The sequence below is a fragment of the Mucilaginibacter sp. Mucisp73 genome, from assembly GCF_059491465.1.
The window spans coordinates 5,225,933-5,251,606 of record NZ_CP168507.1; the positions used below are offsets into that span (position 1 = coordinate 5,225,933).

At 42.9% G+C, this 25,674-nt stretch carries 21 protein-coding genes; 6 read left to right on the top strand and 15 right to left on the bottom strand.

What is annotated here, in order from left to right:
- Position 1: 1 nt before the first annotated feature.
- Together ACEN82_RS21595 and ggt are read right to left on the bottom strand one after the other, a co-directional pair.
- Positions 2–445: a MarR family winged helix-turn-helix transcriptional regulator gene (locus ACEN82_RS21595; protein WP_090530294.1), complete on the bottom strand. Its 444-nt coding sequence runs from the start codon at positions 443–445 to the stop codon at positions 2–4.
- 222 nt (positions 446–667) lie between these two features.
- The gene (gene ggt / locus ACEN82_RS21600) at positions 668–2,389 is read right to left on the bottom strand and encodes a gamma-glutamyltransferase (protein ID WP_413318835.1); all 1,722 of its coding nucleotides are present in this window, start codon (positions 2,387–2,389) and stop codon (positions 668–670) included.
- A 244-nt stretch (positions 2,390–2,633) separates the two neighbouring features.
- Here ggt and ACEN82_RS21605 point away from each other — a divergent pair, with 244 nt between their 5' ends.
- Positions 2,634–3,128: a hypothetical protein gene (locus ACEN82_RS21605; RefSeq protein ID WP_413318837.1), complete on the top strand. Its 495-nt coding sequence runs from the start codon at positions 2,634–2,636 to the stop codon at positions 3,126–3,128.
- A gap of 27 nt (positions 3,129–3,155) precedes the next feature.
- On the opposite strand, the gene ACEN82_RS21610 is transcribed toward ACEN82_RS21605, so the two are convergent.
- Positions 3,156–6,896, bottom strand: coding sequence for a S8 family serine peptidase (locus ACEN82_RS21610; RefSeq protein WP_413318839.1), 3,741 nt, complete (start codon positions 6,894–6,896; stop codon positions 3,156–3,158).
- A 109-nt stretch (positions 6,897–7,005) separates the two neighbouring features.
- The gene (locus tag ACEN82_RS21615; protein WP_413318841.1) at positions 7,006–8,655 is read right to left on the bottom strand and encodes an NAD+ synthase; all 1,650 of its coding nucleotides are present in this window, start codon (positions 8,653–8,655) and stop codon (positions 7,006–7,008) included.
- A gap of 145 nt (positions 8,656–8,800) precedes the next feature.
- Here ACEN82_RS21615 and gldB point away from each other — a divergent pair, with 145 nt between their 5' ends.
- Positions 8,801–9,838 (top strand): gliding motility lipoprotein GldB, encoded by a 1,038-nt coding sequence (gene gldB, locus ACEN82_RS21620; protein ID WP_413318843.1) that lies wholly within the window; start codon positions 8,801–8,803, stop codon positions 9,836–9,838.
- Positions 9,839–9,904: 66 nt separating this feature from the next.
- Here gldB and ACEN82_RS21625 read toward each other — a convergent pair whose 3' ends face one another.
- From ACEN82_RS21625 to ACEN82_RS21670, 10 genes are all read right to left on the bottom strand, one after another.
- Positions 9,905–10,102: a hypothetical protein gene (locus tag ACEN82_RS21625; protein ID WP_354486821.1), complete on the bottom strand. Its 198-nt coding sequence runs from the start codon at positions 10,100–10,102 to the stop codon at positions 9,905–9,907.
- 61 nt (positions 10,103–10,163) lie between these two features.
- Positions 10,164–11,057, bottom strand: a complete 894-nt coding sequence (locus tag ACEN82_RS21630; RefSeq protein ID WP_413318845.1) for a DUF4349 domain-containing protein — start codon at positions 11,055–11,057, stop codon at positions 10,164–10,166.
- 301 nt (positions 11,058–11,358) lie between these two features.
- Positions 11,359–12,246: an ATP synthase F1 subunit gamma gene (atpG, locus tag ACEN82_RS21635; RefSeq protein WP_090530320.1), complete on the bottom strand. Its 888-nt coding sequence runs from the start codon at positions 12,244–12,246 to the stop codon at positions 11,359–11,361.
- 146 nt (positions 12,247–12,392) lie between these two features.
- Positions 12,393–13,967 carry a F0F1 ATP synthase subunit alpha gene (gene atpA, locus ACEN82_RS21640; protein WP_112653231.1) on the bottom strand — a complete coding sequence of 525 codons (1,575 nt, stop codon included), beginning with the start codon at positions 13,965–13,967 and terminating at the stop codon, positions 12,393–12,395.
- Positions 13,968–14,010: 43 nt separating this feature from the next.
- Positions 14,011–14,553 (bottom strand): ATP synthase F1 subunit delta, encoded by a 543-nt coding sequence (gene atpH, locus ACEN82_RS21645; RefSeq protein WP_413318848.1) that lies wholly within the window; start codon positions 14,551–14,553, stop codon positions 14,011–14,013.
- A gap of 120 nt (positions 14,554–14,673) precedes the next feature.
- The gene (gene atpF / locus ACEN82_RS21650) at positions 14,674–15,165 is read right to left on the bottom strand and encodes a F0F1 ATP synthase subunit B (RefSeq protein ID WP_354486811.1); all 492 of its coding nucleotides are present in this window, start codon (positions 15,163–15,165) and stop codon (positions 14,674–14,676) included.
- 110 nt (positions 15,166–15,275) lie between these two features.
- Complete coding sequence (atpE, locus tag ACEN82_RS21655; protein WP_110585792.1) at positions 15,276–15,485, bottom strand: ATP synthase F0 subunit C; 210 nt, start codon at positions 15,483–15,485, stop codon at positions 15,276–15,278.
- A gap of 47 nt (positions 15,486–15,532) precedes the next feature.
- Positions 15,533–16,612 carry a F0F1 ATP synthase subunit A gene (gene atpB / locus ACEN82_RS21660; protein ID WP_413318851.1) on the bottom strand — a complete coding sequence of 360 codons (1,080 nt, stop codon included), beginning with the start codon at positions 16,610–16,612 and terminating at the stop codon, positions 15,533–15,535.
- Positions 16,613–16,626: 14 nt separating this feature from the next.
- Positions 16,627–17,013: a hypothetical protein gene (locus ACEN82_RS21665; RefSeq protein ID WP_090530339.1), complete on the bottom strand. Its 387-nt coding sequence runs from the start codon at positions 17,011–17,013 to the stop codon at positions 16,627–16,629.
- Complete coding sequence (locus ACEN82_RS21670; protein ID WP_112653234.1) at positions 17,010–17,240, bottom strand: AtpZ/AtpI family protein; 231 nt, start codon at positions 17,238–17,240, stop codon at positions 17,010–17,012. The genes ACEN82_RS21665 and ACEN82_RS21670 overlap by 4 nt, the downstream gene beginning before the upstream one ends.
- A gap of 70 nt (positions 17,241–17,310) precedes the next feature.
- Between ACEN82_RS21670 and porW the strand changes: the two genes are divergently transcribed.
- From porW to uvrC, 4 genes are all read left to right on the top strand, one after another.
- Positions 17,311–20,277 (top strand): type IX secretion system periplasmic lipoprotein PorW/SprE, encoded by a 2,967-nt coding sequence (gene porW, locus ACEN82_RS21675; RefSeq protein ID WP_413318853.1) that lies wholly within the window; start codon positions 17,311–17,313, stop codon positions 20,275–20,277.
- A gap of 3 nt (positions 20,278–20,280) precedes the next feature.
- The gene (locus ACEN82_RS21680) at positions 20,281–22,545 is read left to right on the top strand and encodes a transglycosylase domain-containing protein (protein WP_413318855.1); all 2,265 of its coding nucleotides are present in this window, start codon (positions 20,281–20,283) and stop codon (positions 22,543–22,545) included.
- A gap of 51 nt (positions 22,546–22,596) precedes the next feature.
- On the top strand, positions 22,597–22,980 hold the full coding sequence (locus tag ACEN82_RS21685; RefSeq protein WP_413318857.1) for a four helix bundle protein: 384 nt from the start codon (positions 22,597–22,599) through the stop codon (positions 22,978–22,980).
- Between the two features lie 69 nt (positions 22,981–23,049).
- The gene (gene uvrC, locus ACEN82_RS21690) at positions 23,050–24,870 is read left to right on the top strand and encodes an excinuclease ABC subunit UvrC (RefSeq protein ID WP_413318859.1); all 1,821 of its coding nucleotides are present in this window, start codon (positions 23,050–23,052) and stop codon (positions 24,868–24,870) included.
- A gap of 83 nt (positions 24,871–24,953) precedes the next feature.
- Here the strand turns inward: uvrC and ACEN82_RS21695 are convergent, their stop codons facing one another.
- Positions 24,954–25,349 carry a hypothetical protein gene (locus tag ACEN82_RS21695; RefSeq protein ID WP_112653237.1) on the bottom strand — a complete coding sequence of 132 codons (396 nt, stop codon included), beginning with the start codon at positions 25,347–25,349 and terminating at the stop codon, positions 24,954–24,956.
- Positions 25,350–25,674: the final 325 nt, after the last annotated feature.

Here is a 25,674-nt window from a genome sequence, read left to right on the forward strand (position 1 = left end):
ATCAGGGTTTATAGTTAACGGTAAGCTTGTTCAGCTTTTTAAGCGTTTCGATGAGGTGTTGTTTATCGGCTTCGCTGATGTTAGCATCAAGGTAATTATTGAACTGGCGTACTATTACACGGGCCTGATGTCGTTTTTCTTTACCTAATGCGGTAAGGTAAATTTTAACCGAACGCTTATCGCCCTCATTGCTTTCGCGATATATCAGCCCGGTAGTTTCCAGCTGACTAAGCATGCGCGACAAGCTGGTTGATTTAAGCCCCAGCAAGGCAGCAGCCTGCGATACGGTAGTACCCTCCTTTTCGTCGATATTAATGAGCAGGTAACCTATTGATTGTGTAAAGCCAAACTCCGTCACCAACTGGTTGTAACGGTTAGCCATGGTTTGCCACACTATCTTTATAAAATAGTCGATAGTTTCCTGGTGTTTTACATTATTATGCATGCATACCAAACGTAAGAAATGCTTATTGATTACGCAAATTTAGTTGCAGTAGCACTGGTAGTAGTAACGATAGTTGGAGCGGCACTAATAGTAGCAGTTGCAGTGACAGTAATAGTTGAAACTTCTTACTATAGGCTTCGATTATGCTTTTGGATATTTATTCTTCAACTAAAAAATGCTGCTACTGCCTATTATAACTGCCACTAAAAACTGCTATTGCTACTAAAAACCCATCTTAGTATCATCCCCTCTCGAGTCGGCCCCGCCTTCGTAATAGCCCCATTTAGTTTTGAGGATAGCGTCAACACGGCCAATGGATTTGGTGGTTACAATCTTATATCCTTTGCTTTGTAGCTTGCCAACTGTAGTACTGTCAACACCGTCCTTCTCAATAGTTACTTCGTCGGGAAGCCACTGGCTGTGGAAACGCTTTGAAGCAACAGCCTGCTGCATGCTCTGATTAAATTCAATTACATTGAGTATGGTTTGGAAAACAGAGGTAATAATAGTTGAACCGCCGGGAGTTCCTACCACCATAAACAGTCTGCCGTCCTTTTCAACAATAGTGGGTGTCATGGATGATAACATCCGCTTCCCGGGCTGAATGCTGTTAGCCTTGCCGCCAACCAACCCGTACATGTTTGGCACACCGGGCTTGGAACTAAAATCATCCATTTCATTATTCAGCAAAAAGCCTGCCCCTCCAACAAAGATCTTTGAGCCAAAACTATCATTCAATGTGGTGGTAACAGATACCGCGTTGCCCTCTCTGTCCACAATGGAATAATGCGTGGTTTGGTCGCTTTCATAACCAACAAATGAGCCTGGTTGAATACTGGCACTTGGCGTAGCAGCGTCCCAGTTAAAGCTTTTCATGCGCGATGTAATATAAGCCGGCTGGAGCAGGCTATCAACCGGCACTTTATAAAAGTCCGGGTCGCCAAGATATTTGGAGCGGTCTGCGTATACCCGGCGCTCGGCTTCCACAATAAGCCTGATGGTAGAATCCTGATTGTAGCCCCATCTTTTCAGCGGATAAGGCTCAACCGATTTCAGCAATTGCAATAAAGCAATCCCCCCGCTTGAAGGCGGCGGCATGGTAATGATCTTGTAATTCTTGTATTTACCAACGATTGCATCACGCCAAACAGCATGATAGTTTTTGAGATCGGCTTTTGTGATTAGGCCATTACCAAGTTTCATTTCATCAACAATCAAATCCGCAACAGGCCCGTCATAAAAACCGTCACGGCCTTTATCCCGGATCTGTTCAAATGTTTTGGCCAGATCTTCCTGTATCAATAAATCACCTTCCTTCCATTCCCCTTCCTTTACCAAATAATTTTTACCTGGATTTAGTTTTTTAAATTGTTCGGCGGTACGGTTAAGGTCGCTGGCCAAATGTTTGGTTATTTTAAAACCGTTGCGGGCAAGTTTAATGGCGGGTTCAATCAAATCGGCCCATTTCAGTTTGCCGTATTTATGATGGGCCTCAATCATTCCATCAACTGATCCCGGCACGCCCGACGCTTTGTGGGTGTATAAGCTCATATTGGGGATTACATTACCGGCCGAATCAAGATACATATTAACATTAGCTGCACCCGGGCCTTTTTCCCTAAAATCGAGGGTGCTTGTTTTACCGTTACCGGCACGGTAAACCATGAAACCGCCGCCACCTATGTTCCCGGCTTCGGGCAAAGTGACTGCCAAAGCAAATTGCACCGCTACCGCGGCATCAACTGCATTACCTCCTCGCTTCAATATATCAAGCCCCACCTGTGCGGCATCGGGATATGCGCAAACTACCATTCCGTTACGGTACTGACCGCTGTTATTGCGCCCGAGCTGCCCCGGTGCACATCCCGACAAAACAAAAAATATTACGGATAAAAACAGTATCTGGAATTTCGGATTATTTATTTTAAGGCGATTTATAGTCATTACAGCAATTTAATTTTCACTAAAATAACTCATTTAGATACTTAATTTAACACTCCGAAACCATTCTTTTCTATTGAAAACCAATTCAATACCAATCAAAGCACAATGTTTTTTAAACACAGATAGCATAAAAAAGCAATTCCGGCGTTTATTTGCATGAAATAAAAAAGCTCAAAATTAAGCTAAACAAGCTGGTCACTTTTTTGTTACAGCTACATTATTGTCAATTATTAAATTCATCTGCATGAAAAAACTAACGTACCTTTTATTATTTTCCGTATCCTTTTTATTGATCAACAAAAACTCACAGGCCCAAGACTATAAAACAGCAGTAGGTTTAAAATTTGGCGCATACGAGGTTGGCCCCTCTGTTAAATACTTTATGGATAAAGGCACCGCGCTTGAAGGCATCCTGGGTATCCGCGATCACGGCGTGGTATTAACCGGCTTGTATGAATTAAACCAGCAAGCTTTTAATGTTGATAAACTGAGCTTTTATTATGGCTTTGGCGGTCACCTTGGTTCGGTAGGCAATGGCTACTACAAACGTTTTGGCGGCGACGACGAATACTACAACGGCAAACACATTCTGATAGGTGCCGATGCTGTTATCGGTTTGGAATATGTTATCCCTAATGCGCCAATTGCGATCAGCATTGACCTTAATCCGCGACTTGAACTGGCAAGAGGACCATTTTTTGATATCGCACCCGGACTGGGATTGAAGTATACCTTCTAAAAAATAAAAGAGATTATCATCACCTGCCTAACGGGTGATGATAACTTTTTGCGAATAGACCTTCTGTCCAAGCAATACCCTAAGCACATATACCCCAGGCGTTTGCCTGCTCACATTCAAAATAGTGCTGTAATTACCCTGATCAATATTTTGCTGCCCACCCTGGTAAACCGCTTCACCTAAAGCATTAATGAGAGATAATTTCATGGTGGTGGCTTCTTTAGCCGCAAATACCACGTTTAAATCAGTGCTTACCGGTACCGGGAACACGCTCAACCCAATTTCATTTTTATTTCCGGCCCTGCCTTCGCGTGCGTAAACATAATTATCTGATTGCGCCAGGCAGCCATTGGCCAGTGTAACCTGCACCTGGTATTTTCCACTTTGTACAGGGTTATAAGTTGCAGCGGTGGCCCCGCTTATTACATTGCCATTTAACAGCCACTGGTTACCATCGGTAAAGTTTGAGTTAAGGGTGTTATTGGTTTGGGTAATAAGCGGCTTGCTCAACGTTACCGCTTTACGCGTGGCCGATGCACAGCCGAGGCTTTGCACCTTCATATCGTAAAAATAATAGTAGTACCCTTTGTAGGCGGTTGTATCGCCATTGGTTGCAGTGGCGCTGTTACCGGTAATGCTAAATATATTACCAATCTTAAGCGGATAACCTGTTACGCCTCCGTTGTTACGATATATGGTAGCCTGATCAGCAAAATCAACCGAGATCTGGTAATTGCCGGCGCCTGGTAACGACAGGTTTAAATCATACACCTGTCCCTGATCGTTAGGATCATCGGGCTGTGCGCCTGCCAGGGGGGTGGTACGGGTTGCAACAGCATTTATAGTAACCGACGATACAATTTGCCCGTTAGCGTTGGACACATTAAATGTTATTTTCCCCGAATTACCGATGTAAAGACGCGCGCTTTTAATTAATACCGGCACCTTAGTGCTTACAGTTACATAAGGCGTAAACTGGTTATACCCCCCGGCCGTAAATATACTTTTAGTAGCAGGACCAATTGTTCCGCTAAAATCATTAACGCCTGCATAGTAAGTATTATTAACCGGTGCCTGAGTTGTTAACGCTTCGCTTCCGGCGGCTATGGGCAATTCATCAGTTGCATTCTGATACCATAGTACAGTACCGTCACCGGTGCCAAATAACTCGTATTGATTGGTAGTGGTACAATAATAAGCACTCAGATCGCCAATAGTTGCCGGCGAATTGATGGTGATATTGGCTGTAACCGAATTATTGCTGCTAACCGGATCGCCGGTGAGTTTACTGGTAGCGGTAATAGTATAGGATGCTCCTGCAACCGCATTAAATTCCTGGCTAAAGGTAAAGTTATCCTCGGCCAACGCGGGCAATGATGCCTTATATATCTCGTTGTAAGTAGTTGTAACGTTATTGGCATTGGTAATGGTAACTGTTATCGGGATATTGTTTATAGCTGCGTTGCCAAAATTTTTAAGCCTCACCGTAACAGGTGTACTCGCCGAGCACGAACCGCTGCTGCCCGGGCTAACAATGGAAATAACGCCTGCGTCAATACTGGTTTGCAGAAATTGCACCCGGTAATCCTGGGTTTCGCCTTTGGTATAGCTGCCGCAAGCTTTAATGCTTGATGCATCGCCGGTTTCAGTAAGCACAACCCGCATCAGGCTATAAGCCCCGGCAGTTACTGTTCCCGGCACGGTAATGTTGGTATTATAGGTACCGGTTCCATTAATGATCCCGGTTGTTGCTGCCAGTTCATTATCTTCAAACACACCGTTAGCATTCCAGTCTATAAACACTTTTGCAGCTTTATTAAAATTGTTGCCGCAAGTACCAAGGGTGATGCTCAAAGGATACGTTTTAGCCTGCTCAAGCTGTACGGTAAGATTGGTATAGTCCGAATAGCCTGTGCAGCCTGCAGCCGCGGTATTATCAATATTAGCAAGTTTTAAATTATCAACCTTTGAGTCGGCATTTGAAAGCGGAGCCGAAGCACAGTAAGCAGTTCCCCCAACCCCGGTAACAATAAGCGAGTATGCCTGCGACCCGGATGACAAGCTTCCTTTATGCGATACCGTAATAGTATAAGTCCTGCCAGGAACCGAGTTAGGGATATATACCTGTTCAATATTATCCCTGATATTGTCCCCTTTAGTTGCAGCAAATCCGGGCTTATTAGGGTCAAGCACCCAGGGGGTAAAAATTGTTGTACCGTCGCTCACCCTAATATCGAGGTCATTCACCAATTTAGGAGTTCGGCTGTTGATTACGCCTTCGGCAGTTGGCGTACCTTGCAGATCGGTCCATGATATGGTTGCGGCCAGTAAGCGGTTACCGGATGCTATTACGTTATAGGTTTGTGTTTGTCCCTGTTTAAGCGTTTTTTCGCTTACTATGCTTTTACCACCATTATTGGTTATGGCTTGTGCAGCCTCGGTCATGTTAAGCAATCCCCAGCCATAAATATAATCAGGCCCCACATTACCGGCATCAAAGGCAGTATGGCAAACCAACCCTTTCAATGTGGCCGACCGCATAAATGTTCCTCCATTTTGTTTAGCATAGTATTCCTGCAACAAATAAAGCGAGCCCGTAACATTAGGGGCAGCCATTGAGGTACCTGATAAAGTAGCGTATGAGGTAGTGTTATCAACCCCTACCGAAAGTACGTTAACACCATCGCCCACAATATCGGGTTTGATACGGCCATCATCCGTTGGCCCCCAGCTGCTAAAAGGTGCGATGGCTACATCGCTCCGGTTTTTTGGCCCATACAACAGCGGGTAAACTGCACCTACAGTAAGTATGTTTTTGGCATTGCCGCTGGTGCTGATAATATCATAACTATCATTATTGCTGATCCCTGCAGGGCGGGCTCCTTTGTTCACAAAAGTTTGATCGGTTTTGCTTTTGTAGCCGTAATACGTTTCGCCCACCGCCGGGCCATTACTTGAGCGCTCGTTACCTGCCGATTCAACAATGAGATAATATGGGGCAGTATAAGCTATCTTATCCCAGTTGGCTGTTTTTGAGTCGTAAAAGCCAAAGTTATAATCTACCGTGTCGCCTGGTAAACCATTCCATTCCCAGCGGCCGGCCGAATCATTATAATCCCAACCCGTTACCACCCCGTATGAGTGATTGGAAAGTAGAAGATTGGCAGCAGCGGCACTCATGGTGGTTTCATCATTATTAAAATCATACGACTGAAGCGTTGTTGCCCCAAATGCCATGCCTTTGGCCGGTGCATAAATGCCTTTGGCAATCATGGTACCTGCCACGTGTGATGAATGGTCATTTACCGGTTCGGTTGTTTTTAGTGTGATGGTTTTACCTGCAAATTCCTGGTGCGCTTTGTAAACTGCGCCGCCATCCCATATGGCCAGCTTGTTGGTCAAAAAATCTGACGATCCTGACAAGTTCAAACCTAATGAACCTCCGGGCTGCAGGGTATTAGTACCTGTGGTGGCTGCCGCGGTGGTATTATTATGCGTAATAAGATATATAGGGAACCCTAATTTATTAACTCCCTGTAAGGCAACCAGGTTGCCGTTTTTTGTACGGCGGGATAATGTCCATCCATGCGTGGACGCTAATGACACTGCCTTGTCGTGAGATGCTTTATAGTTTGTGAGCGATTGCTGTGAAATATCGTTAAGCTGAAGCCTGTTCTTTTCGCTGATCAAAGGCTGTTGGGCCATAGCGTCGCTTACTGCAAACAACAGCAAAAAGCAAAAAGAAATAATTGTGTAAAGTTTGATCATTGGTTTGAAAGATAGGCAATTTTAAGAAAAATCAACCTCAACTAAAACAAAACAACCAACGCTTTACAATATTCGTAAACTTGACAATTAAAGAGTGAAATTTTAGCTGTTACGACAGGTATTTACCCACAATAGGCATCCTGCGGCCCATACCAAATGCTTTTGGTGATACCCTTAAAATAGGCGGTGTTTGATAACGCTTATGCTCGGCCGAATTAGTAAGTTTGATAACCCGGCGAACGGTTGCCTCGTCATATCCCATCCTGATGATCTCGGCCGATGAGCAGCGATTTTCGATATACTCGGCCAGAATCTTGTCAAGCACATCGTATTCGGGCAGCGAATCGGTATCTTTTTGGTCTGGCCTTAACTCGGCTGATGGTGGTTTAACGATTGAATTGATCGGGATGATCTCCTTATCGCGATTAATGTATCGCGCAAGCTCAAAAACCTGGGTTTTGTAAACATCGCCAATAACAGAGATACCGCCGCACATATCGCCATATAAAGTGCCATAGCCTACAGCAGCCTCGCTCTTGTTACTGGTGTTCAGCAAAATATACCCGAATTTATTGCACATCGCCATTAATAAAACAGCCCTACTGCGCGATTGGATATTTTCTTCGGCAATGTTGAACGGCAGGCCGTCAAACTGTGGGTGCAACGCTGTTTCAAAGGCTTCTGTGATGGTTTTGATAGCCACAATCTCATGCTTACAGCCAAGGTTATCAACCAAATCCTGCGCATCTTTTAATGAATGATCTGTTGAAAATCGTGAAGGCAATAATACAGCCATCACATTTTGCGGGCCAAGCGCCTCGGCAGCCAGCGCGCAAACCACAGCCGAATCGATACCACCTGATAAGCCTAAAATTGCCTGCTTAAATCCCGATTTATAAAAGTAATCGCGGATGCCAAGAATCACCGCCTGATGGATCTGCTCAATATCTCCCGGACGTTCGGTTTTTATCGTTGTTGGATGATCAAAGCTTAGCGTGTTATCTTCAGTTAAGGTATAATAAGCCATGCTTTCCTCAAAATAAGGCATCTCATCAATTAGCTTACCTGTATTATCAAACACCAACGAACCTCCGTCAAATATCAGTTCCGTTTGGGCGCCAACGTGATTAACATACAACAATGGCAACTTATACCGGCTGGCGTTATCACTCAATATCTCAATACGCTCCTCATCGTGATTATAAGCGAACGGTGACGCAGCTATATTGATCATTAGGTGCGGGTTTTGATGAATGAGGGTATCCATCGGTCGGGTAACGTATAGCGGGTTTTCGATGGTATTCCACAGATCCTCGCAAATAGTAAGCGCTATTCGCTTGCCTTTAAACTCAATACAATTAAACTCGGTTGAGGGCTCAAAGTAACGGTATTCGTCAAATACATCGTAATTAGGCAGCAAGGCCTTGTTTACCACTGCTTTCACCTCGCCATTCTCAATAAAATAAGCAGAATTGCTCAGATCTTTACCCTCTGTTTTATGGTTGGGTGTTGGTAAGCCTATGATGCAGGCTATATCAACACATACTTCAGCTATCTTTTTAGCAGCTTCATCGCACAGGCCTATAAATTCATCAAACTCTAAAAAATCGCGCGAAGGATAACCGCAAACACATAGCTCGGCAAATACAACCAGGTCGGCCCCGTTATTTTTCGCCTTGATAATATGATCAATGATTTTATTGGTATTCGATTCAAAATTACCTACGTGATAGTTGAGCTGGGCTAACGCGATTTTCATAGTATATGTATATTTTAGTCTTAAGTCGCAAGTCTTTAGTACAAAGTCAAAAAATAAGACTTTCAATTTAAGACTACCGACTATTGACTTAACAATAGTAACAACATTAATGCAAATAAATTTACTTTTGCCTTAAAGGATAAAGATGAACCCTACCCGGTATATAGCAAAGCAAATTTACTTAATTTTTTCCATCGGCCTGATATTAAGCAGTTGTACCCGCAACAAAAAAATTGATGTAAGCAATATCAACGTTAATGTCAAAATTGAACGGTTCGACCATGATTTTGATGCCATGCACAGCAAACCGATGGTCTTGCAGGCTTCCTACCTGCAAAAACAATACGGCAGTTTTTACCCTGATTTTATCGAACGCATTTTACAGGTTGGCAGTACTAAGGATACCACCTATTTTAAACCACTTCGGCAGGTATTCGCGGGCAAAGCCTATAACGACCTCAAGCACGACGCCGATGCCGCCTTCCCTAATATGGACCGGCAGAACGCCAGCCTTACCGAGGCATTTAAATACATTAAATATTATTACCCTCAAAAACCGATCCCGCGGGTATATGCCTACATTTCTGGCTTTCAGGCACAAACTACCATTGGCGATGGCTACTTCGGCGTCGGAATAGATTTGTTTCTGGGTGCGGATTCACGTTTTTATCCTTCGCTTACCAATGCTTTTCCGCATTATCTTTCCAGGTGGTTTACACCTGATAACATTACGCCCCGCGTTGTTGAAGGTATAGCACGTGAGGACATGTTTCCGGAAGATGACAATGACAAAGCCCTCCTGAATAAAATGATCTATAACGGCAAGATCATGTACTTTATGGACAAGATACTGCCCGATGTGGCTGATAGCACCAAGATCCGGTACACTACCGAACAACTAAAATGGTGCCATGAATTTGAAAGTAAAATCTGGGGATACTTTTTAGAACAAAACCTGCTGTACGAAACTGATTATCAAAAAATCCAAAAATATCTTACAGAAGCCCCCTTCACTCCCGGCCTTGGCGAAAAGAATGAATCGGCACCGAAACTTGCTGTGTGGACGGGCTGGCAGATAGTAAGGAAATATATGGATAAGCACCCTGATGTAACGCTACCACAGCTGATGGCCGATAAAGATGCCCAAAAGCTTCTGAACGAATCGGGATATCACCCCAAATAAAAGGCACAAAAAAAGCGTCTTCAAAATGAAGGCGCTTTTTTATATCATTTTCCTGTTACAGGTTTATTACTTCATAATTGCGAAAACGCATTTCAAAGCGATCAGGATACCAATGATCAAAATAACATTTGATATAGAAGTAAACATGAAGCCTGTGTTGGCATCGCCGGCAAAACGCAGGAACACGCCTACTATACCGATAACAATAGCTACAGTTAATAATTTGTAATGACCTTCTGCGTTAGCATTTTCCATTGATTCCATGGTACCGATTTTTAATGTTTGCGCAAAAATAGAAATGTTTACCGAAAAAGCGACAAAGTTTTTATGATTTTATGCCGCCGGCAAACCATGCAGGGTGTTTACGCTTGTAATATCGGTACAACATCCATAAAGCTGCCGACAGTACTATAAATACCCAAATGTTTGCAAGGCCCAACAGTAACTCAACAAACAGGTGCCAGCCATTGCTTAAAGCTATCATCAACCGGTTAAAGAAGGGCAACTGATAGGCAGAAGGATCGTCGTTGGCTATCATTTCCTGGTTGATAAAATTGCTTTGGTAAAAGCTAAGGGTAACAATGCTGTATTTTACCGCTTCATCTGTGCGCATATTGCCAATTTGCTGATCAACCATATCGTCCTTCAATAACATCACATTTACCGGATTTTTGATAACTACTTTTCCTTTCTTTTGCTGCTCTACCAGGTCCTGCCGGTTTTTCAATTTCAGTTTTTCGGAAAGATAGTCAAGCGTACGGTCTTCAATATCCATTTTGCGCAGCGTAACATACATACCCATGTGTGCCACCTCCGTCATAAAGCTTTCAAGCTTCTCTGAAGGAAGTTTAACCGTCATGTCGGCATCAGTTCTTAGCGCCGATACTCGTTTAACCGAATCATTACTCACACGGATATCTTCTGATCGCTCTACATAAGCCTGCATTTGGTGATGCATCACCATACCACCCTCGCGGGCTGTAAGGGTGGCAATGGCATCGCCCGTTTGCTGAACATTTTTTACTTTAAAACGCATATCGGCCGTTTTTACCAGTTTGGTTGCCGGGATGTCAACCTTTGACGTGTCGGTCATCTTAGCCACCGTATCCGCGCTCGATGAAGAAGCTTTGTCATCGCGGATGGCTTCATAATTTGAGCCCTTACAAGCGCCCAGCAGCAACACGCCCGCCAGTAACGCCAGGAATAACTTTGTTTTCATAACTGTTTAATTTTCTTTGGTATACATTGATACCGAAGAGTGGCAAGAGGTAACCCTGACCGTTGATTTTTGTTATGATTATGGTGATTTCGCTGATTTTGTCTGAACCAGGATTTTTTGGATTAAACTGATTTGGGGATTTGCTTTTTTGCAAGTACTGGTTGAGTTTAGCGATAGCGTAACTTTAATCAGCGTTTGGGTAACGGGGTATCAGGGCAATCCTCCAATCCCAAAAATCATGGTTCAACAAAAAAAGGCTCTCCTCTCGGAAAGCCTCTTCTATATAAAAGTACTCTTAAACTTAGTTACCGCCTGAAAGGGCTGCCGCGCCACTTACTATCTCGGTAAGCTCGGTAGTAATGGCTGCCTGACGGGCCTGGTTGTATGAAAGTTTCAATGATTTCAAAAGCTCGCCGGCATTTTCGGTCGCTTTGTCCATCGCTGTCATACGGGCACCATGTTCAGATGCGTTTGAATCCAATACAGCGCGGTAAAGTTGAATCTTGATGTTTTTAGGGATCAGTTGCTCAACAATTTCCTGTTGTGATGGCTCAAGGATATAATCAACGTTAGCTGCTTTTACTTCCTCTTTCTTCTCTGCCTTTGGCACAGGCAATAACTGCTCGGTGATCAGGTATTGTACTGCAGCGTTACGGAAGTGGTTATACACCAATTCCACACGGTCGTAATCGCCGTTAACAAAGCCCTGCATAATAGCTTCGGTAATTTTTGAAGCGTTCTCGAAGTTAAGGTCCGAGTACAGGTCGTTGTTGTTGCCAATTACGTTGTACTTACGCCTTTGGTAAAACTCCTGTGCTTTTTTACCGATAGCAACGATAGATACGTTACCGGCGGCAAGTTGCTTAGGATATTTTTCGGCAATAAGGTTATTGGCAGTTTTAATAACGTTGGTATTGAAAGCACCGGCCAAACCACGGTTTGATGATACCACAACTACCAATACACGTACCGGCTCACGCTCCTGAAGGTAAGGCGAAGTGTTATCCTCCAAACTTGCAGATAAGTTAGCCAGCAGATCCTTCAACTTACTTGCGTAAGGACGCAGCTGAATAATAGCGTTGGTAGCACGTTTCAACTTAGCAGCCGAAACCATTTTCATAGCCTTGGTGATCTGCTGGGTTGATGATACAGATTTGATCCTGTTTCTTACTTCTTTTAAATTAGCCATTCTTTATTGAGATGTGAGATTTGAGATATGAGATTTGAGATAGCCTCACATCTGCACTTTCAATCTGTTTATCTAATTTATATAAAGATGTCAGATGTGGAAGAGACCAGTCTCATATCTCACATCTAACATCTCAAATCTAAAAATTAATACCTTGCTGACAATTCTTTAGCTACTGTTTCCAGTACGCCGGTAAGCTGGTCGTCAAATTTACCTGCTTTAAGGGCTGCTAAAACTTCAGGGTGACGAACTTCTAACTGATCGGTAAATTCGGTTTCGAACTCCCTTACTTTATTTACCGGTACGTTACGCATTAAGTTTTTAGTACCCAGGTAAATGATAGCAACTTGCTTTTCAACAGTTACCGGTGAGTATTGACCTTGTTTCAGGATCTCTACGTTACGGATACCTTTATCTAACACGTTTTTGGTTGAAGCGTCAAGGTCTGAACCAAATTTTGAGAAAGCCTCAAGCTCACGGAACTGGGCCTGGTCAAGTTTCAAAGTACCTGCAACTTTCTTCATTGATTTGATCTGTGCGTTACCACCTACACGTGATACAGAGATACCTACGTTGATAGCCGGACGAACACCCGCATTGAACAAGTTAGATTCAAGGAAGATCTGACCGTCAGTGATCGAAATTACGTTGGTTGGGATGTATGCAGATACGTCACCAGCTTGTGTTTCAATGATTGGAAGAGCTGTTAATGAACCACCACCTTTAACGATGCCTTTGATAGACTCAGGAAGGTCGTTCATTTGCTGTGCGATCGAATCATTTGAGTTAATTTTAGCGGCACGCTCTAATAAACGGCTGTGCAGGTAAAATACGTCACCTGGGTAAGCCTCACGGCCCGGCGGACGACGTAGCAACAATGAAACCTCACGGTAAGCAACAGCTTGTTTTGACAAGTCATCATAGATGATCAAAGCCGGACGGCCTGTATCACGGAAGTACTCACCGATAGCAGCACCAGCAAACGGAGCAAAGAACTGCATGGTAGCAGAGTCTGAAGCGTTAGCAGCAACTACGATAGAGTAAGGCATAGCGCCGTTCTCTTCAAGCGTACGAACGATGTTGGCAACAGTTGATGCTTTTTGTCCGCAAGCTACATATATACAGATTACAGGTTTACCTGCATCGTAAAATTCTTTTTGGTTGATGATGGTATCGATACAAACCGCAGTTTTACCTGTTTGACGATCACCGATAACCAACTCACGCTGGCCACGACCGATAGGGATCATCGCGTCGATAGCTTTGATACCTGTTTGTAATGGCTCGGTTACCGGCTGACGGTAGATTACACCAGGCGCTTTACGCTCAAGCGGCATCTCATAAGTTTGACCGGTGATTGGGCCTTTACCATCAATAGGGGCGCCTAAGGTATCAACAACACGGCCAAGCATGCCTTCGCCTACGTTGATTGATGCAATCCTGTTGGTACGTTTAACAGTATCACCTTCTTTAATATCGTCAGATTTACCTAACAATACCACACCCACGTTATCTTCTTCAAGGTTAAGTACGATGCCTTGCAATCCTGTGCCAAATTCAACCAACTCACCCGACTGTACTTTAGTTAATCCATAAACGCGTGCGATACCGTCACCCACCTGGAGTACAGTACCCACTTCTTCTAATTCAGATTCTGACTTGAAGCCGGCCAACTGCTGACGCAAAATTGCTGATACTTCGTCTGGTCTTACCTCTACCATTGTTTAAAATTTATTTAGAGTTTTACTTTTAATACTTAATTAACTATGCTTTTGCAGCAAATTCTTTTTTCATCTTCCTGAGGCTTGCAGCAATGCTGGTATCAACCTGCCTGTCGCCCACGTTAAGCACAAAACCGCCAATCAGTGACGGATCAATCTTAGTATACAACACTACAGTGCCACCAATAGCTTTTTGCAATTCATCTACCAGCGTCTTTTTATTGGCATCAGATAATGCTGTAGCTGATGTAACTTTAGCCTTAGTAATGTTCCTTTTAATATTGAAAAGGTTGATATACTCCTGGGCAGTAAAATACAAAACCTCGCCACGACCTTTATTTATCATCAGCTTAAAGAACATGATGCTCGCTTTGTTTACCTTACCACCAAACACAGCTTCAAGAACATTAATCTTTTTAGCTTGTGAAATAATAGGGTTAGCCAAAACAGCGGCCAGTTCAGAACTTCCTTTTAAAGTATGCAAAAAAAGATCCATATCGGCATTCACCGCATCAACAATGTTTTGTTCCTGCGCAAGGTCGATAAGTGATTTGGCGTATCTCGATGCTACTGTTATTTCTGACATTTCTTTCTAATTTCGGATTTCGAATTTTCGATTTCGGAATTTTTATATTCAATTTCGGAATTTAAACTGGTTAGCGAGTACCGGAATAAATCCGAAATCCCACATCCCAAATCCGAAATCTTATAACTTCACTTCTTTCAATAATTGGCTAACCAATTCGTCTTGTTGCTGCTGATCTTCAAATTGCTTGCGAAGGATCTTCTCAGCAATCTCTAAAGATAAAGTAGCTACCTGGTTTTTAACATCAGCCAAAGCGATAGCTTTTTGGTTGTTGATTTCAACACGGGCAAGTTCAATCATACGTGCGCCTTCTTTGTGAGCAAGTTCTTTAGCATCAGATACGATCTGCTCTTTCGCTTTGCGCGCTTCAGACAGGATCAGGTCACGCTCGGCACGGGCCTGTTTAATCAATGATTCGTTTTCATTGGTTAAACGGCTCATTTCCTCTTTGGCAGCTTCTGCTTTCAATAACGCATCTTCAATTGAACGCTCACGATCGCCAATGGCGGCCATGATCGGTTTCCAGGCAAATGCCCTCAGTAAAATAAGTAAGAATAAAAAGGTTACGGATGTCCATACAACCAAACCCCAATCAGGCATTACTAAATCCATCTTTTATATTATTGTTGTGACTATAGTTCTAATTAACATTATTCATTCAAGTAAAAACCGGTGTGTAACCAACCGTTACACCACCCGGTTTTTATTTTTTTCGGGTAAAATTATTTGTTACCCAAAAGTGCAACGATCACACCGAAAAGAGCAACACCTTCAACAAGTGCCGCAGCGATGATCATGGCAGTCTGAATTTTTGAAGCAGCTTCCGGCTGACGAGAAATACCTTCCATCGCTTTACCACCGATTTGACCGATACCAATACCAGCACCGATAACTGCTAAACCTGCACCTAATGCAGCAATACTTCCAACCATTGTTTTTAAATTTAAATGAATATAGTGTTATTATTAATTACAAATTATTAATGATGATGCTCTTCAACAGCGCTGCCAATAAACAACGCGGTAAGCATTGTAAAGATGAAGGCCTGTAAGAAAGCTACCAGCAACTCAAGCACATCGATAAACAAAGCGAAAGCTATTGATACCGGCGATACCCAAAGTGTCTGGAATATAAAGATTAATGAAATCAATGCCAATACGATAACGTGGCCCGCCATGATGTTTGCGAACAAACGCACCATTAACGCAAAAGGCTTTGAAATGATACCGGCAAGCTCAACTATCCACATGATAGGGTAAAGCCAAAACGGAACGTCAGGTGCAAAAATGTGTTTCCAATAGTATTTGTTACCATTAAAATTAACTACGATAAGGGTAATAACAGCAAGCACCATGGTTACCGCTATATTACCGGTAAGGTTTGAACCTCCGGGAAAAAACGGCACCATACCAATCAGGTTATTGATCAGGATAAAGAAGAACATGGTTAACAGCAACGGCATAAAGCGGGCGTATTTGTAACCGATGTTAGGCAGCGCTACTTCGTCACGAATAAACAGGATAAGCGGCTCCAATAATGATTGCAAACCTTTAGGCGCTTTACCTACGCGCTTTTTGTATGAGCCGGCTACGCTTACAAATATGACGATCAGCAATATTACTGACATCCACATTGAAAACACGTTGCGGGTAATTGACAAATCAAAAATCTTTGCGGTTTCATCAACGGTTGTACCATCGGCGCCAACAACTTTAATTTTGTCTTTAATTAACGCATAATTGTGGTATTTACCCTGGTGGGCTTTCTCACCATGCTCAAATTCAGAAGCCGAAAATACTTCCAGCCCGCCGTCGGTATAAAGTATAACAGGCAAACCAATAGCAACCTTACCACCTATGTGAAAATAGTGCGAATCGGCAATGTGTTCAAGAATGGCTTCATTAGGGTCAAATTTTTCCTTTTCTTTACTTTCAACAGTTGTTGATGACTCATTTTTTTCTTGTACAGCGTTAGCATTTAACGTTACAAATAGCGAAAAAACGCCTAAAATGATGCTTAAGGTAATTTTTTTTGAGTTCAAAATATGGCTAAAATCCATTAGCAGAGAGATTTTTACTTTAATTTTTGGTTGCGCAAGGTACGTAACAAACCGTAAATTTCAAAGGCGAGGTTAAAGAAATATACGTAAAAAAAATTAGCAACAAATATCACCCCGTTTACTTTGATTTTAACTAAAAAAAACAGGCAAAAAAACATGCAGGTCAAAAGCTTGATCATGGTTGCCCCAAGGAAGGTTTGAGCATATATTTCCTTGTTAATTTTGGTTACCATCAATATGGAAACAATGGTGATAAATGTGAGCCCGGTTACAAAAGCATATATCATCCAGAAATGAGGATCGAGCCAGGCGGCATGTGTTGATTTGCTTAACAGAAATGGCGGCACAGCTATGATAACTGCAAACAGCAGGAACGATAAAATAACAGTGTGCAGTTTCAATTTTTAACAGATCTGATGACGATAAACAAAGCAATGAATACCCCGATAAGGGCAAGTATGGCAGTAGCCCATTTTACATCATGTTTGCCGGCTTCATCAATTTTATAACCGGCAAATGTAAAAATGCCAATGATAACCACCATCTGAAAACCGATGCTGCTGTATTTAGCATAAGCGCTTAAAGGCTTGCCTACCTCATCTTCGTTATTTTGTTCATCTTCGGGCATGCGCAAATTTATTAAACCTATTGCATAATCTTTAGTATTTTAGCAATGCTTTTTTAACTACCATATAGCATTGAGGCGATTATCATCATCCTATAAACCAAACACCAGCATTTTTTTTCTGTTTGCAGTTATATTGATAGCGGCCGGTTGCTCGCTTGAAAAACAAAGCGGCTTTAACCGCACCATGCAAAACCTCACTGCTCACTATAACATATTATTTAATGCTAACGAAATTTTAAGGCTCAAGCAGGAAAGCTACGCAGCATCCTTTCCCGATGCCTATAGCGAGCTATTAAATGTTTACCCCGATACTACTGTACAAACAGGTACGCCTGACAAGGACCTGGAAGAAGCCATTGTAAAAGCCAACAAGATCATCAGCATAAAAGAACAGAGCCACTATTTGGGCGATGCCTATTTGGTGTTGGGCAAAGCAAGATATTTAGAAGCTAATTATTTTGATGCTGTTGAGTATTGTAATTATGTAACCCGTTCGTTCGGCAAGCAAGCTAATTTAAAACAGGAGGCTTTGGTATGGAAAGCCCGCGGGCTTATGTACCTTAACCAGTTACCTTTAGCTAAGCTGGTAATTGATTCGGCCATACAGGATATCAACCCTAAAAAAAATGTTACTGCTGATGTTTACGCGAGTAAGCTGCAATATGATATTCTAACCCAAAACTATGCCGAAGCCGAAGAGATGGCTAAACTGGCCATTAAATACAGTTATATCAGCAATCTCAAACTCCGCTGGATCTTTATCCTGGGCCAGTTACAGGAGCTTAACCTCAAGCCGGCCGATGCCCACGAAAGCTATACCCGCATAGTTAAAAGCAACGCCAGTTTTGAAATGGCATTTAATGCCAACCTTAACCGGATCCGCATCCGCGACAATCAAAACGGTGTTAAGGCCAGTAAGATCGACCTATTACGTGCCCTGCTTAAGAATGAAGACAATACTGATTTTTACGACCAGATCTATTACCAGATTGGTGAACAGCAGTTTAAAGCCGGCGAAATCGACAACGCCCTGAAAAGTTACAAGAAATCGGTGCGGGTAAGCACCAAAAATCAAAACCAAAAAGGCCTTTCGTATTTACGTATTGCCGATATCAACTTTAAAAACAAGGCCGATTACGTAAATGCCAGGCTTTATTATGACAGTACGCTCAATAACCTGTCGACAAATTATCCCGGTTATCAGCTCATCCGCAAAAAGGCCGATAACCTGCAGATCCTTACCCGCCTGCTTGAAACCATCTCGCGCGAAGATACCCTGCAAATGCTTGCCGCTTTGGATGATAAAACCCGCGATGCCCATATAGATGAAATGGTAGCCCGCAAAACACGCCAGCAACAACAAGCCGCTTTGGAAGCCACCGGTGCCGCTGCCAATGTCAATAACGGCACTATGCCAAATACCTTAGACAGAAACAGTAATTCACCTTCCTCCAATAAAAACAGCGGTAGTACATTTTACTTTTACAACAACAGCGCCGTAAGCCAGGGCTATAACGACTTTAAGCGTTTATGGGGCAACCGTAAGCTGGAGGATAACTGGCGTCGCAGCAGGCGTTCAAATACTGGTATTCCTACAGCCAATACCGGCATTGGCTCACAGGTTAATGATCCGGATGCTCCGGTTGGTAGCGTAGCGTACAATAGCACAAATGTATCGGCCGGTACTTTCAGGCAGGACCTGGTTAAAAACTTGCCTCTCACCCCTGCCCTTTTGCAGCAATCCAATTTCAAGATCTATAACGCTTATTTTGAAATGGCCAATTTTTATCGTGATGTATTGGAAGATAAAAAGGAAGCCATTGCCACTTACGAAACTTTGCTTAGCCGCTTTCCTCAAAGCAGCGATAAACCTTCTATCTATTATAACCTTTACAGACTTTATGCCGATATCGATGCGACAAAATCAAACGATTACAAGAACAGGCTGCTTAAAGAGTATCCGGAAAGTGTATTTGCTAAAGTAATTCTTGATCCGGATTATGCACGCAAGCTGGCAGATGTAGGTGCTGTATTTAACGGCTTTTATAACGAAGTGTATGATCAGTATGCTCAAAAGCAATACGCAAAAGTGATTGAGAAAGCAAATGATTTGCTTAACAAATATCCTGACAACCGGTATGCAGCGCAGTTATACTATCTGAAAGCTATTGCTGCCGGGCATATGGAAAAGTTGCCCCCATTTCAGGCCGATCTGCAGTTAATCGCTGCAACATATCCGCAGGATAAGCTCATCGCTCCACTGGTCAACCAACACCTGGCCTATATCGATTCGAACAAGGCCGAAATAGCTGCGCGTCCGGTGGTATTATTTAATGATGATCCGAACGAGATCCCTTTTACCCCACCGGTAGCATATCAAAAACAAACAGAATACCGTCCGCCATATACCCCATCGGCACAAAATGTAACTCCCCAGGAGCGCCTGCCCGAACGGGACACGCATATAATAGCCGGGGCTAAAACATCGGCACCACAAATTCAGCAGGCTGCAATTCAACAACCAAAACAACTTGCCGTAGGCCAGATCCCTTTACCGCAACACCAAATGCCGGATACTTCAAGGGATATAGCCACGCAGCCGGCACCTAAACAAAAAGATACTGTGGCTACGGTTCACCCGGCCGCCATTAACAATACACCAGCGGTAAACTACATATTCAGCAAGCGCGACAGCAGCAACTATTACTTTGTGATAAATGTATCCAGTGGTACAACTAATCTGGCTTCTACACGTTTTGGAGTAGGGCAGTTTAACCGTACACGATACACCCGCAGCGAAGTAATCCACCACGTTAAAAGCGTTGGCGAAAATAACCAGCTGATATACGTTGGCCGTTTTTACAGCCTTGCCGATGCTAAAGATTATGCACGTACCATTGTACCTCTACTACCCGATATTATGAAGGTTCCAAAGGATAAATACAGCATTTTTATCATTACCAAAGAAAATCTGGATAAATTAGCAACCCAAAGTATATTGGATAGTTATTTTGACTACTATCAGAAATTTTATTAGAAAATGAGAACCACTAACACAAGGTTTAACTCGAAAAATCAACTCCAGCCTGCAGATATAAGAAGATACAACTGGTACATATGGCGAATTGTGCTTGGCCTTTTTGCTTTTGTTGTTATGATGATAACACTCACTATTTTTGATGTGTTCGGTCAGCTGCCTTCGTTCCGCGACCTGGAAAACCCCAAGAGCAACCAGGCTACAGAGATCATCTCGTCCGACAAACAGGTATTGGGGACTTACTATATTCAAAACCGTTCCAACGTTACTTACCGCGAACTGTCACCAAACGTAATTAACGCTTTGGTTGCTACCGAAGATAAACGCTTTTATGACCATTCAGGTATTGACTTTGGCCGAAGCTTTACCATCTTCGCGCATTTGCTCATTGGGCAAAAGCAGGGTGGCAGTACCATAACGCAACAGCTGGCGCTTAACCTTTTTTCAGAACGATCTGCCAATCCTTTTAAGCGGATCATCCAAAAACTCCAGGAGTGGGTTACAGCTGTTAAGCTTGAACGCCATTACACCAAAGAAGAGATCCTGACCATGTACCTCAACACGGTCGACTTTGGTGCTTATAACACTTATGGTATCAAATCGGCTGCGCGCACTTATTTTAACACTACGCCGGATAAACTAACACCCGATCAGGCTGCCCTGTTAATAGGCATGGTTAACGGCCCCGGTATTTATTCGCCTATCCGTCATCCGGATAATGCACTTAAAAGGCGCAACCTGGTGCTAAACCGCATGGTTGAGCAAAATTTTCTGAGCGAAGGTCAGGCCGAAGAATATAAACGCAAGCCCCTGGGCTTGGATTTTCACCAGAATAATCACTTTGACGGCCTTGCTCCCTACTTCCGTTCGGTATTGAAGAAAGAGCTTCAAAAGATTTTTAAAGAACAGAATATCAACCGCCCTGATGGCACCCCTTATGATCTTGACCGCGACGGCTTAAAAATATATACCACCATTGATGCTACCATGCAGCAATATGCCGAGGATGCGCAGCGCGATTATATGAAAGATCTGCAGGCCCAGTTCAATGATCACTGGCGCGGCCGTAACCTTTACAAAAGCATCCACAACTTCAAATTTTTGCTCGACCAGGGCATGCAAAAATCTGACAGGTACAAACAACTGAAACAACAGGAAAAATCTGACGAGGAGATTGAAGAAAACTTCAAGACCAAAACCATGCTTAACCTGTTTACCTGGCACGGCAATATCGATACCATGATGAGGCCAATTGACAGTATTATCTACTGTAAAATGCTTTTGCGTAATGCTCTCATGAGTATGGATCCCACAACCGGCTATGTTAAGGCATGGGTTGGCGGCACCAATTTCGAGCACTTTAAATATGACCAGGTAAAGAACGGCACCCGCCAGGTAGGCTCAACAGCCAAACCATTTACTTATGCTGTAGCTATTGATAACGGTTACTCGCCATGCATGAAAATCAATAATGTACCCGACACCATTCGTGGTTATGGTGCGCCGTGGTGCCCGCGCTCGTCGCCATCCGAAACTTTGCCGGGCTTTATTACTTTAAGGCAGGCACTGGCGCACTCACAAAACTGGGTTACGGCCCACGTTATGGGCGAGGTTAAACCAGAACCTGTTGTTGATCTGATCAAAAAGATGGGTATTACAACCAATGTTCCGCCTTATCCTTCAATTTGCCTGGGTACGTTTGATGCTTCTGTGTTTGAGATGACCGCCGCTTACTCCGCTTTTGCCAACCACGGCCTGTGGACAGAGCCTACTTATATTTTACGCATTGAAGATAAAAACGGCAACGTATTGTATACCCATACTCCGCGCGTGGTGCAAGCCATGAACCCGCAAACGGCTTATGTGATGACCTATATGCTTAAAGGTGTTATTGAAGATGGTACCGGTTCAAGGTTAACCTATAAATACGGGTTACGCAACCCAATAGGTGGTAAAACCGGTACAACCCAAAACAATTCAGACGGTTGGTTTATAGGTATAACTCCACAGTTGGTTACCGGCTTATGGACAGGTTGTGAAGATCGTGACATCGCCTTCCAGAGCACCCGTTTGGGCGAAGGTGCCAACAGTGCCCTGCCGATATTTGCCATGTATATGAAAAAGGTATACGCCAATGCAGCCTTAGGTATTAAAAAGAATGTTGATTTTGATGCTCCTGCAAACGGTGTAAGCATCATATTGGATTGCGGAGCCTATAACCAGCAGCAGCAGGGAACTACTGAGGTGGATAAGAAATTGGGATTCTGATAGTTCATTCGTTCACTTGTTCATTAGTTCATTGGTAAATAGTTTAATAGCATGAGCCATCACTCGCTCGAAGATCTAGAGGTATACAGATTGGCTGATACTTTCAGCGATGAAATTTGGTTTATAGTAAGTGAGTGGGACTATTTTACCAAGGATACCGTTGGTAAACAAATAGTACGTTCTGCAGATTCAATTAGCGCGAATATTGCAGAAGGTTATGGAAGATACCATTACAAGGAAAACCGCAATTTCTGTTATTTTAGTCGGGGTTCAATTTTGGAAACCAAAGGCTGGCTCCAGAAATCAAAGAAAAGAAACCTGATAACTGATGAGCAATTCAATAATCTGTTTGAAAAATTACAGGTCATCCATATCAAATTAAATGCATACCTAAAGTTTATTGGCAAACGCGAGGGCAATAAAGGAGACCAATAAACGATAAGCTATGTTTCATTGGTAAAACAACCGCCAAGCAGACCAATGAACTAATGAACCAGTGAACCAATGAACCAATTTGATTATAGAGCAGCTTTAAAAAACATCCCTCACAAACCCGGGGTTTACCAGTACTGGGATAGTGAGCAGGAACTGATATATATTGGTAAAGCCAAGGATTTACGCAATCGCGTTGGGTCGTATTTTAACCAGGATATTCATATCAATGCTAAAACACGGGTACTGGTATCCAAGATTCGTGCTATTACTTTTACCATCGTTGACACTGAGGTAGATGCCTGGTTGCTGGAAAACAGCATGATCAAGAAGCATCAGCCTCGCTACAACGTCATGCTTAAGGATGATAAAACCTATCCATGGATCATCATTAAAAACGAAAATTACCCACGCATCTTCTGGACCCGCCGTATAATCAAAGACGGCTCCAAATACCTTGGCCCTTATGCATCGATAAGCATGATGCATAACATTTTAGGGCTTATTAAGGAAACTTATCCTCTACGTACCTGCAACCTGCAGCTTACCCGCGAAAATATTGATAAGGGCAAGTTTAAAGTTTGTTTGGAATACCAATTGGGTAATTGCAAAGGCCCCTGCCAAAACTATCAAACCGAAGAAGACTATGATAACAGCATCGAAGAAATTAAGGATATTCTGAACGGGAAGATTGGTGCAGTTCTTCGTCGCTTAAAAAATGAGATGGAAGCGGCTGCTATGGAAATGAATTTTGAGCTGGCCCACCGGCTTAAACGTAAGTTTGAACTCCTTGAAAACTACCAAAGCAAATCAACCGTTGTTAACTCATCTATAACCGACGTGGATGTGTTCAGCATTGCGTCAGAGGAAAAACTGGCATTCGTAAACTTCCTGAAGGTGATGAATGGTACCATCATCCAAACACAAACCATCGAACTAAAAAAGCGACTGGATGAAAGTGACGAAGAGTTGCTTACACTGGCCATATCCGAGTTCAGGAGCCGTTATAACAGCGACAGCAAGGAAATCATCGTACCGTTTGATATCGATCTTGAGGACCATCCAAACATCAAATTCACGGTACCAAAACTGGGCGAAAAACGCAAATTGCTTGACCTTTCGCAAAAGAATGTACAGTTCTTTAAAAAGGAAAAGATTGACCAGTACGAGAAATTGAACCCCGAGATCCGCACCGAACGGTTGCTTACGCAGATGATGAAAGATCTGCGCATGAACCAGCTGCCGCGCCATATTGAATGTTTTGATAACTCCAACTTCCAGGGCAAGTACCCGGTATCGGCTATCGTAGTATTTAAAGATGGAAAGCCCTCCAAAAAAGATTACCGGCATTTTAACGTTAAAACCGTTGAAGGCCCTAACGACTTTGCCACTATGGAAGAAGCTGTACACCGCCGTTACCGCCGCATGCTGGATGAAGGAACAGAATTACCGCAGCTGATCGTGATTGATGGAGGTAAGGGCCAGTTATCATCGGCCATGCATAGCCTTAAGTTATTGGGTATAGATAAAAAGGTAACCGTGATAGGCATTGCCAAACGCCTGGAGGAGCTTTATTATCCCAACGATCAGTACCCCATGTATCTCGACAAAAAATCGGAAACACTTAAAGTGATCCAGCACCTGCGTGATGAGGCACACCGTTTTGGGATCACCTTCCACCGTAAAAAGCGCGATAAGGGCACATTGGTAACAGAACTTGAGCTGATAGAGGGCATAGGCAAAACCACAGCCGAAAAGCTGCTTAAATACTTTAAATCGGTAAAGAAGATTCGCGAAGCTAACGAGGAAATGCTGCTCGAAGTAGTAAATCTTAAACAGGCCAAAGCCATATTGACGTATTTTAATACAGGAGCAGAAATTAAGCAAGGATAGCCCCCAGATTACTACGCCTAAAATAACAAAGGCCTGGTTCAACCAACCAGGCCTTCTTTATATATTGATGTTTGTGATTTTTATTACTGGGCGATGTAAAATGATTTTTGATCGCCATCCTGATAAACATGGATTGATTTTTTAACTACCTGTTTGTCGGTAGTGATCTCCATAGTGTATTCACCATCTTCTAAACCGGTTAACACATAACCTTTGCTTACATCGGTTTTGCTTGGCACAATGTCTTTCAATAAAAGCTCATTTTCTTTATTGTAAACTTTTACTACTGACTTTCCATTTTCAGTTTTTGCAAAGTTCACTTTCAGACCACGATCATGATCAAGGGCTTTAAAGCTTACAACTTCTTTGGCTTTAGGGGTAACATCGATTTTGTCTTCGTCGGCTTTGGCTGCTGTAGTAGCAAATACACCTGCAGTTAATAATACAAATAAGGCTGATAATTTTATTGAGGTTTTCATGATCGTAAGGTTTTAATGTTTTAAATATGTTGTGTTGTTGTTTTCAATGATCAAATGAACAACATATATTTTGATCGCTAAAAAGTGTTATACCAGCTGTAGATATAAATAGACAAAGCCTCAAAAACACTCGGCAAACCCTAAAAAGCCCTTGTTTACTATTATTTCAGGCGTTGGTCGGAATTTTGGGGGAGTTGGTAGAAAGGAGTAAGCGATTGGTCATGCGTGGGGTGAAAATCGCATATGAAAAGAGATAAGCAATTGTTATCCTGTTAAATGTTTACCGGCTAAATAAGCACGGCAGCAGGTGCGATGAAAAATCTTA

What these genes read in the sequence shown, in the direction of transcription:
- ACEN82_RS21595 (WP_090530294.1), bottom strand. Translation starts at nt 445, where the DNA reads ATGCATAATAATGTAAAACACCAGGAAACTATCGACTATTTTATAAAG.
- ggt (WP_413318835.1), bottom strand. Translation starts at nt 2,389, where the DNA reads ATGACTATAAATCGCCTTAAAATAAATAATCCGAAATTCCAGATACTG.
- ACEN82_RS21605 (WP_413318837.1), top strand. Translation starts at nt 2,634, where the DNA reads ATGAAAAAACTAACGTACCTTTTATTATTTTCCGTATCCTTTTTATTG.
- ACEN82_RS21610 (WP_413318839.1), bottom strand. Translation starts at nt 6,896, where the DNA reads ATGATCAAACTTTACACAATTATTTCTTTTTGCTTTTTGCTGTTGTTT.
- ACEN82_RS21615 (WP_413318841.1), bottom strand. Translation starts at nt 8,655, where the DNA reads ATGAAAATCGCGTTAGCCCAGCTCAACTATCACGTAGGTAATTTTGAA.
- gldB (WP_413318843.1), top strand. Translation starts at nt 8,801, where the DNA reads ATGAACCCTACCCGGTATATAGCAAAGCAAATTTACTTAATTTTTTCC.
- ACEN82_RS21625 (WP_354486821.1), bottom strand. Translation starts at nt 10,102, where the DNA reads ATGGAATCAATGGAAAATGCTAACGCAGAAGGTCATTACAAATTATTA.
- ACEN82_RS21630 (WP_413318845.1), bottom strand. Translation starts at nt 11,057, where the DNA reads ATGAAAACAAAGTTATTCCTGGCGTTACTGGCGGGCGTGTTGCTGCTG.
- atpG (WP_090530320.1), bottom strand. Translation starts at nt 12,246, where the DNA reads ATGGCTAATTTAAAAGAAGTAAGAAACAGGATCAAATCTGTATCATCA.
- atpA (WP_112653231.1), bottom strand. Translation starts at nt 13,967, where the DNA reads ATGGTAGAGGTAAGACCAGACGAAGTATCAGCAATTTTGCGTCAGCAG.
- atpH (WP_413318848.1), bottom strand. Translation starts at nt 14,553, where the DNA reads ATGTCAGAAATAACAGTAGCATCGAGATACGCCAAATCACTTATCGAC.
- atpF (WP_354486811.1), bottom strand. Translation starts at nt 15,165, where the DNA reads ATGGATTTAGTAATGCCTGATTGGGGTTTGGTTGTATGGACATCCGTA.
- atpE (WP_110585792.1), bottom strand. Translation starts at nt 15,485, where the DNA reads ATGGTTGGAAGTATTGCTGCATTAGGTGCAGGTTTAGCAGTTATCGGT.
- atpB (WP_413318851.1), bottom strand. Translation starts at nt 16,612, where the DNA reads ATGGATTTTAGCCATATTTTGAACTCAAAAAAAATTACCTTAAGCATC.
- ACEN82_RS21670 (WP_112653234.1), bottom strand. Translation starts at nt 17,240, where the DNA reads ATGCCCGAAGATGAACAAAATAACGAAGATGAGGTAGGCAAGCCTTTA.
- ACEN82_RS21680 (WP_413318855.1), top strand. Translation starts at nt 20,281, where the DNA reads ATGAGAACCACTAACACAAGGTTTAACTCGAAAAATCAACTCCAGCCT.
- ACEN82_RS21685 (WP_413318857.1), top strand. Translation starts at nt 22,597, where the DNA reads ATGAGCCATCACTCGCTCGAAGATCTAGAGGTATACAGATTGGCTGAT.
- uvrC (WP_413318859.1), top strand. Translation starts at nt 23,050, where the DNA reads ATGAACCAATTTGATTATAGAGCAGCTTTAAAAAACATCCCTCACAAA.
- ACEN82_RS21695 (WP_112653237.1), bottom strand. Translation starts at nt 25,349, where the DNA reads ATGAAAACCTCAATAAAATTATCAGCCTTATTTGTATTATTAACTGCA.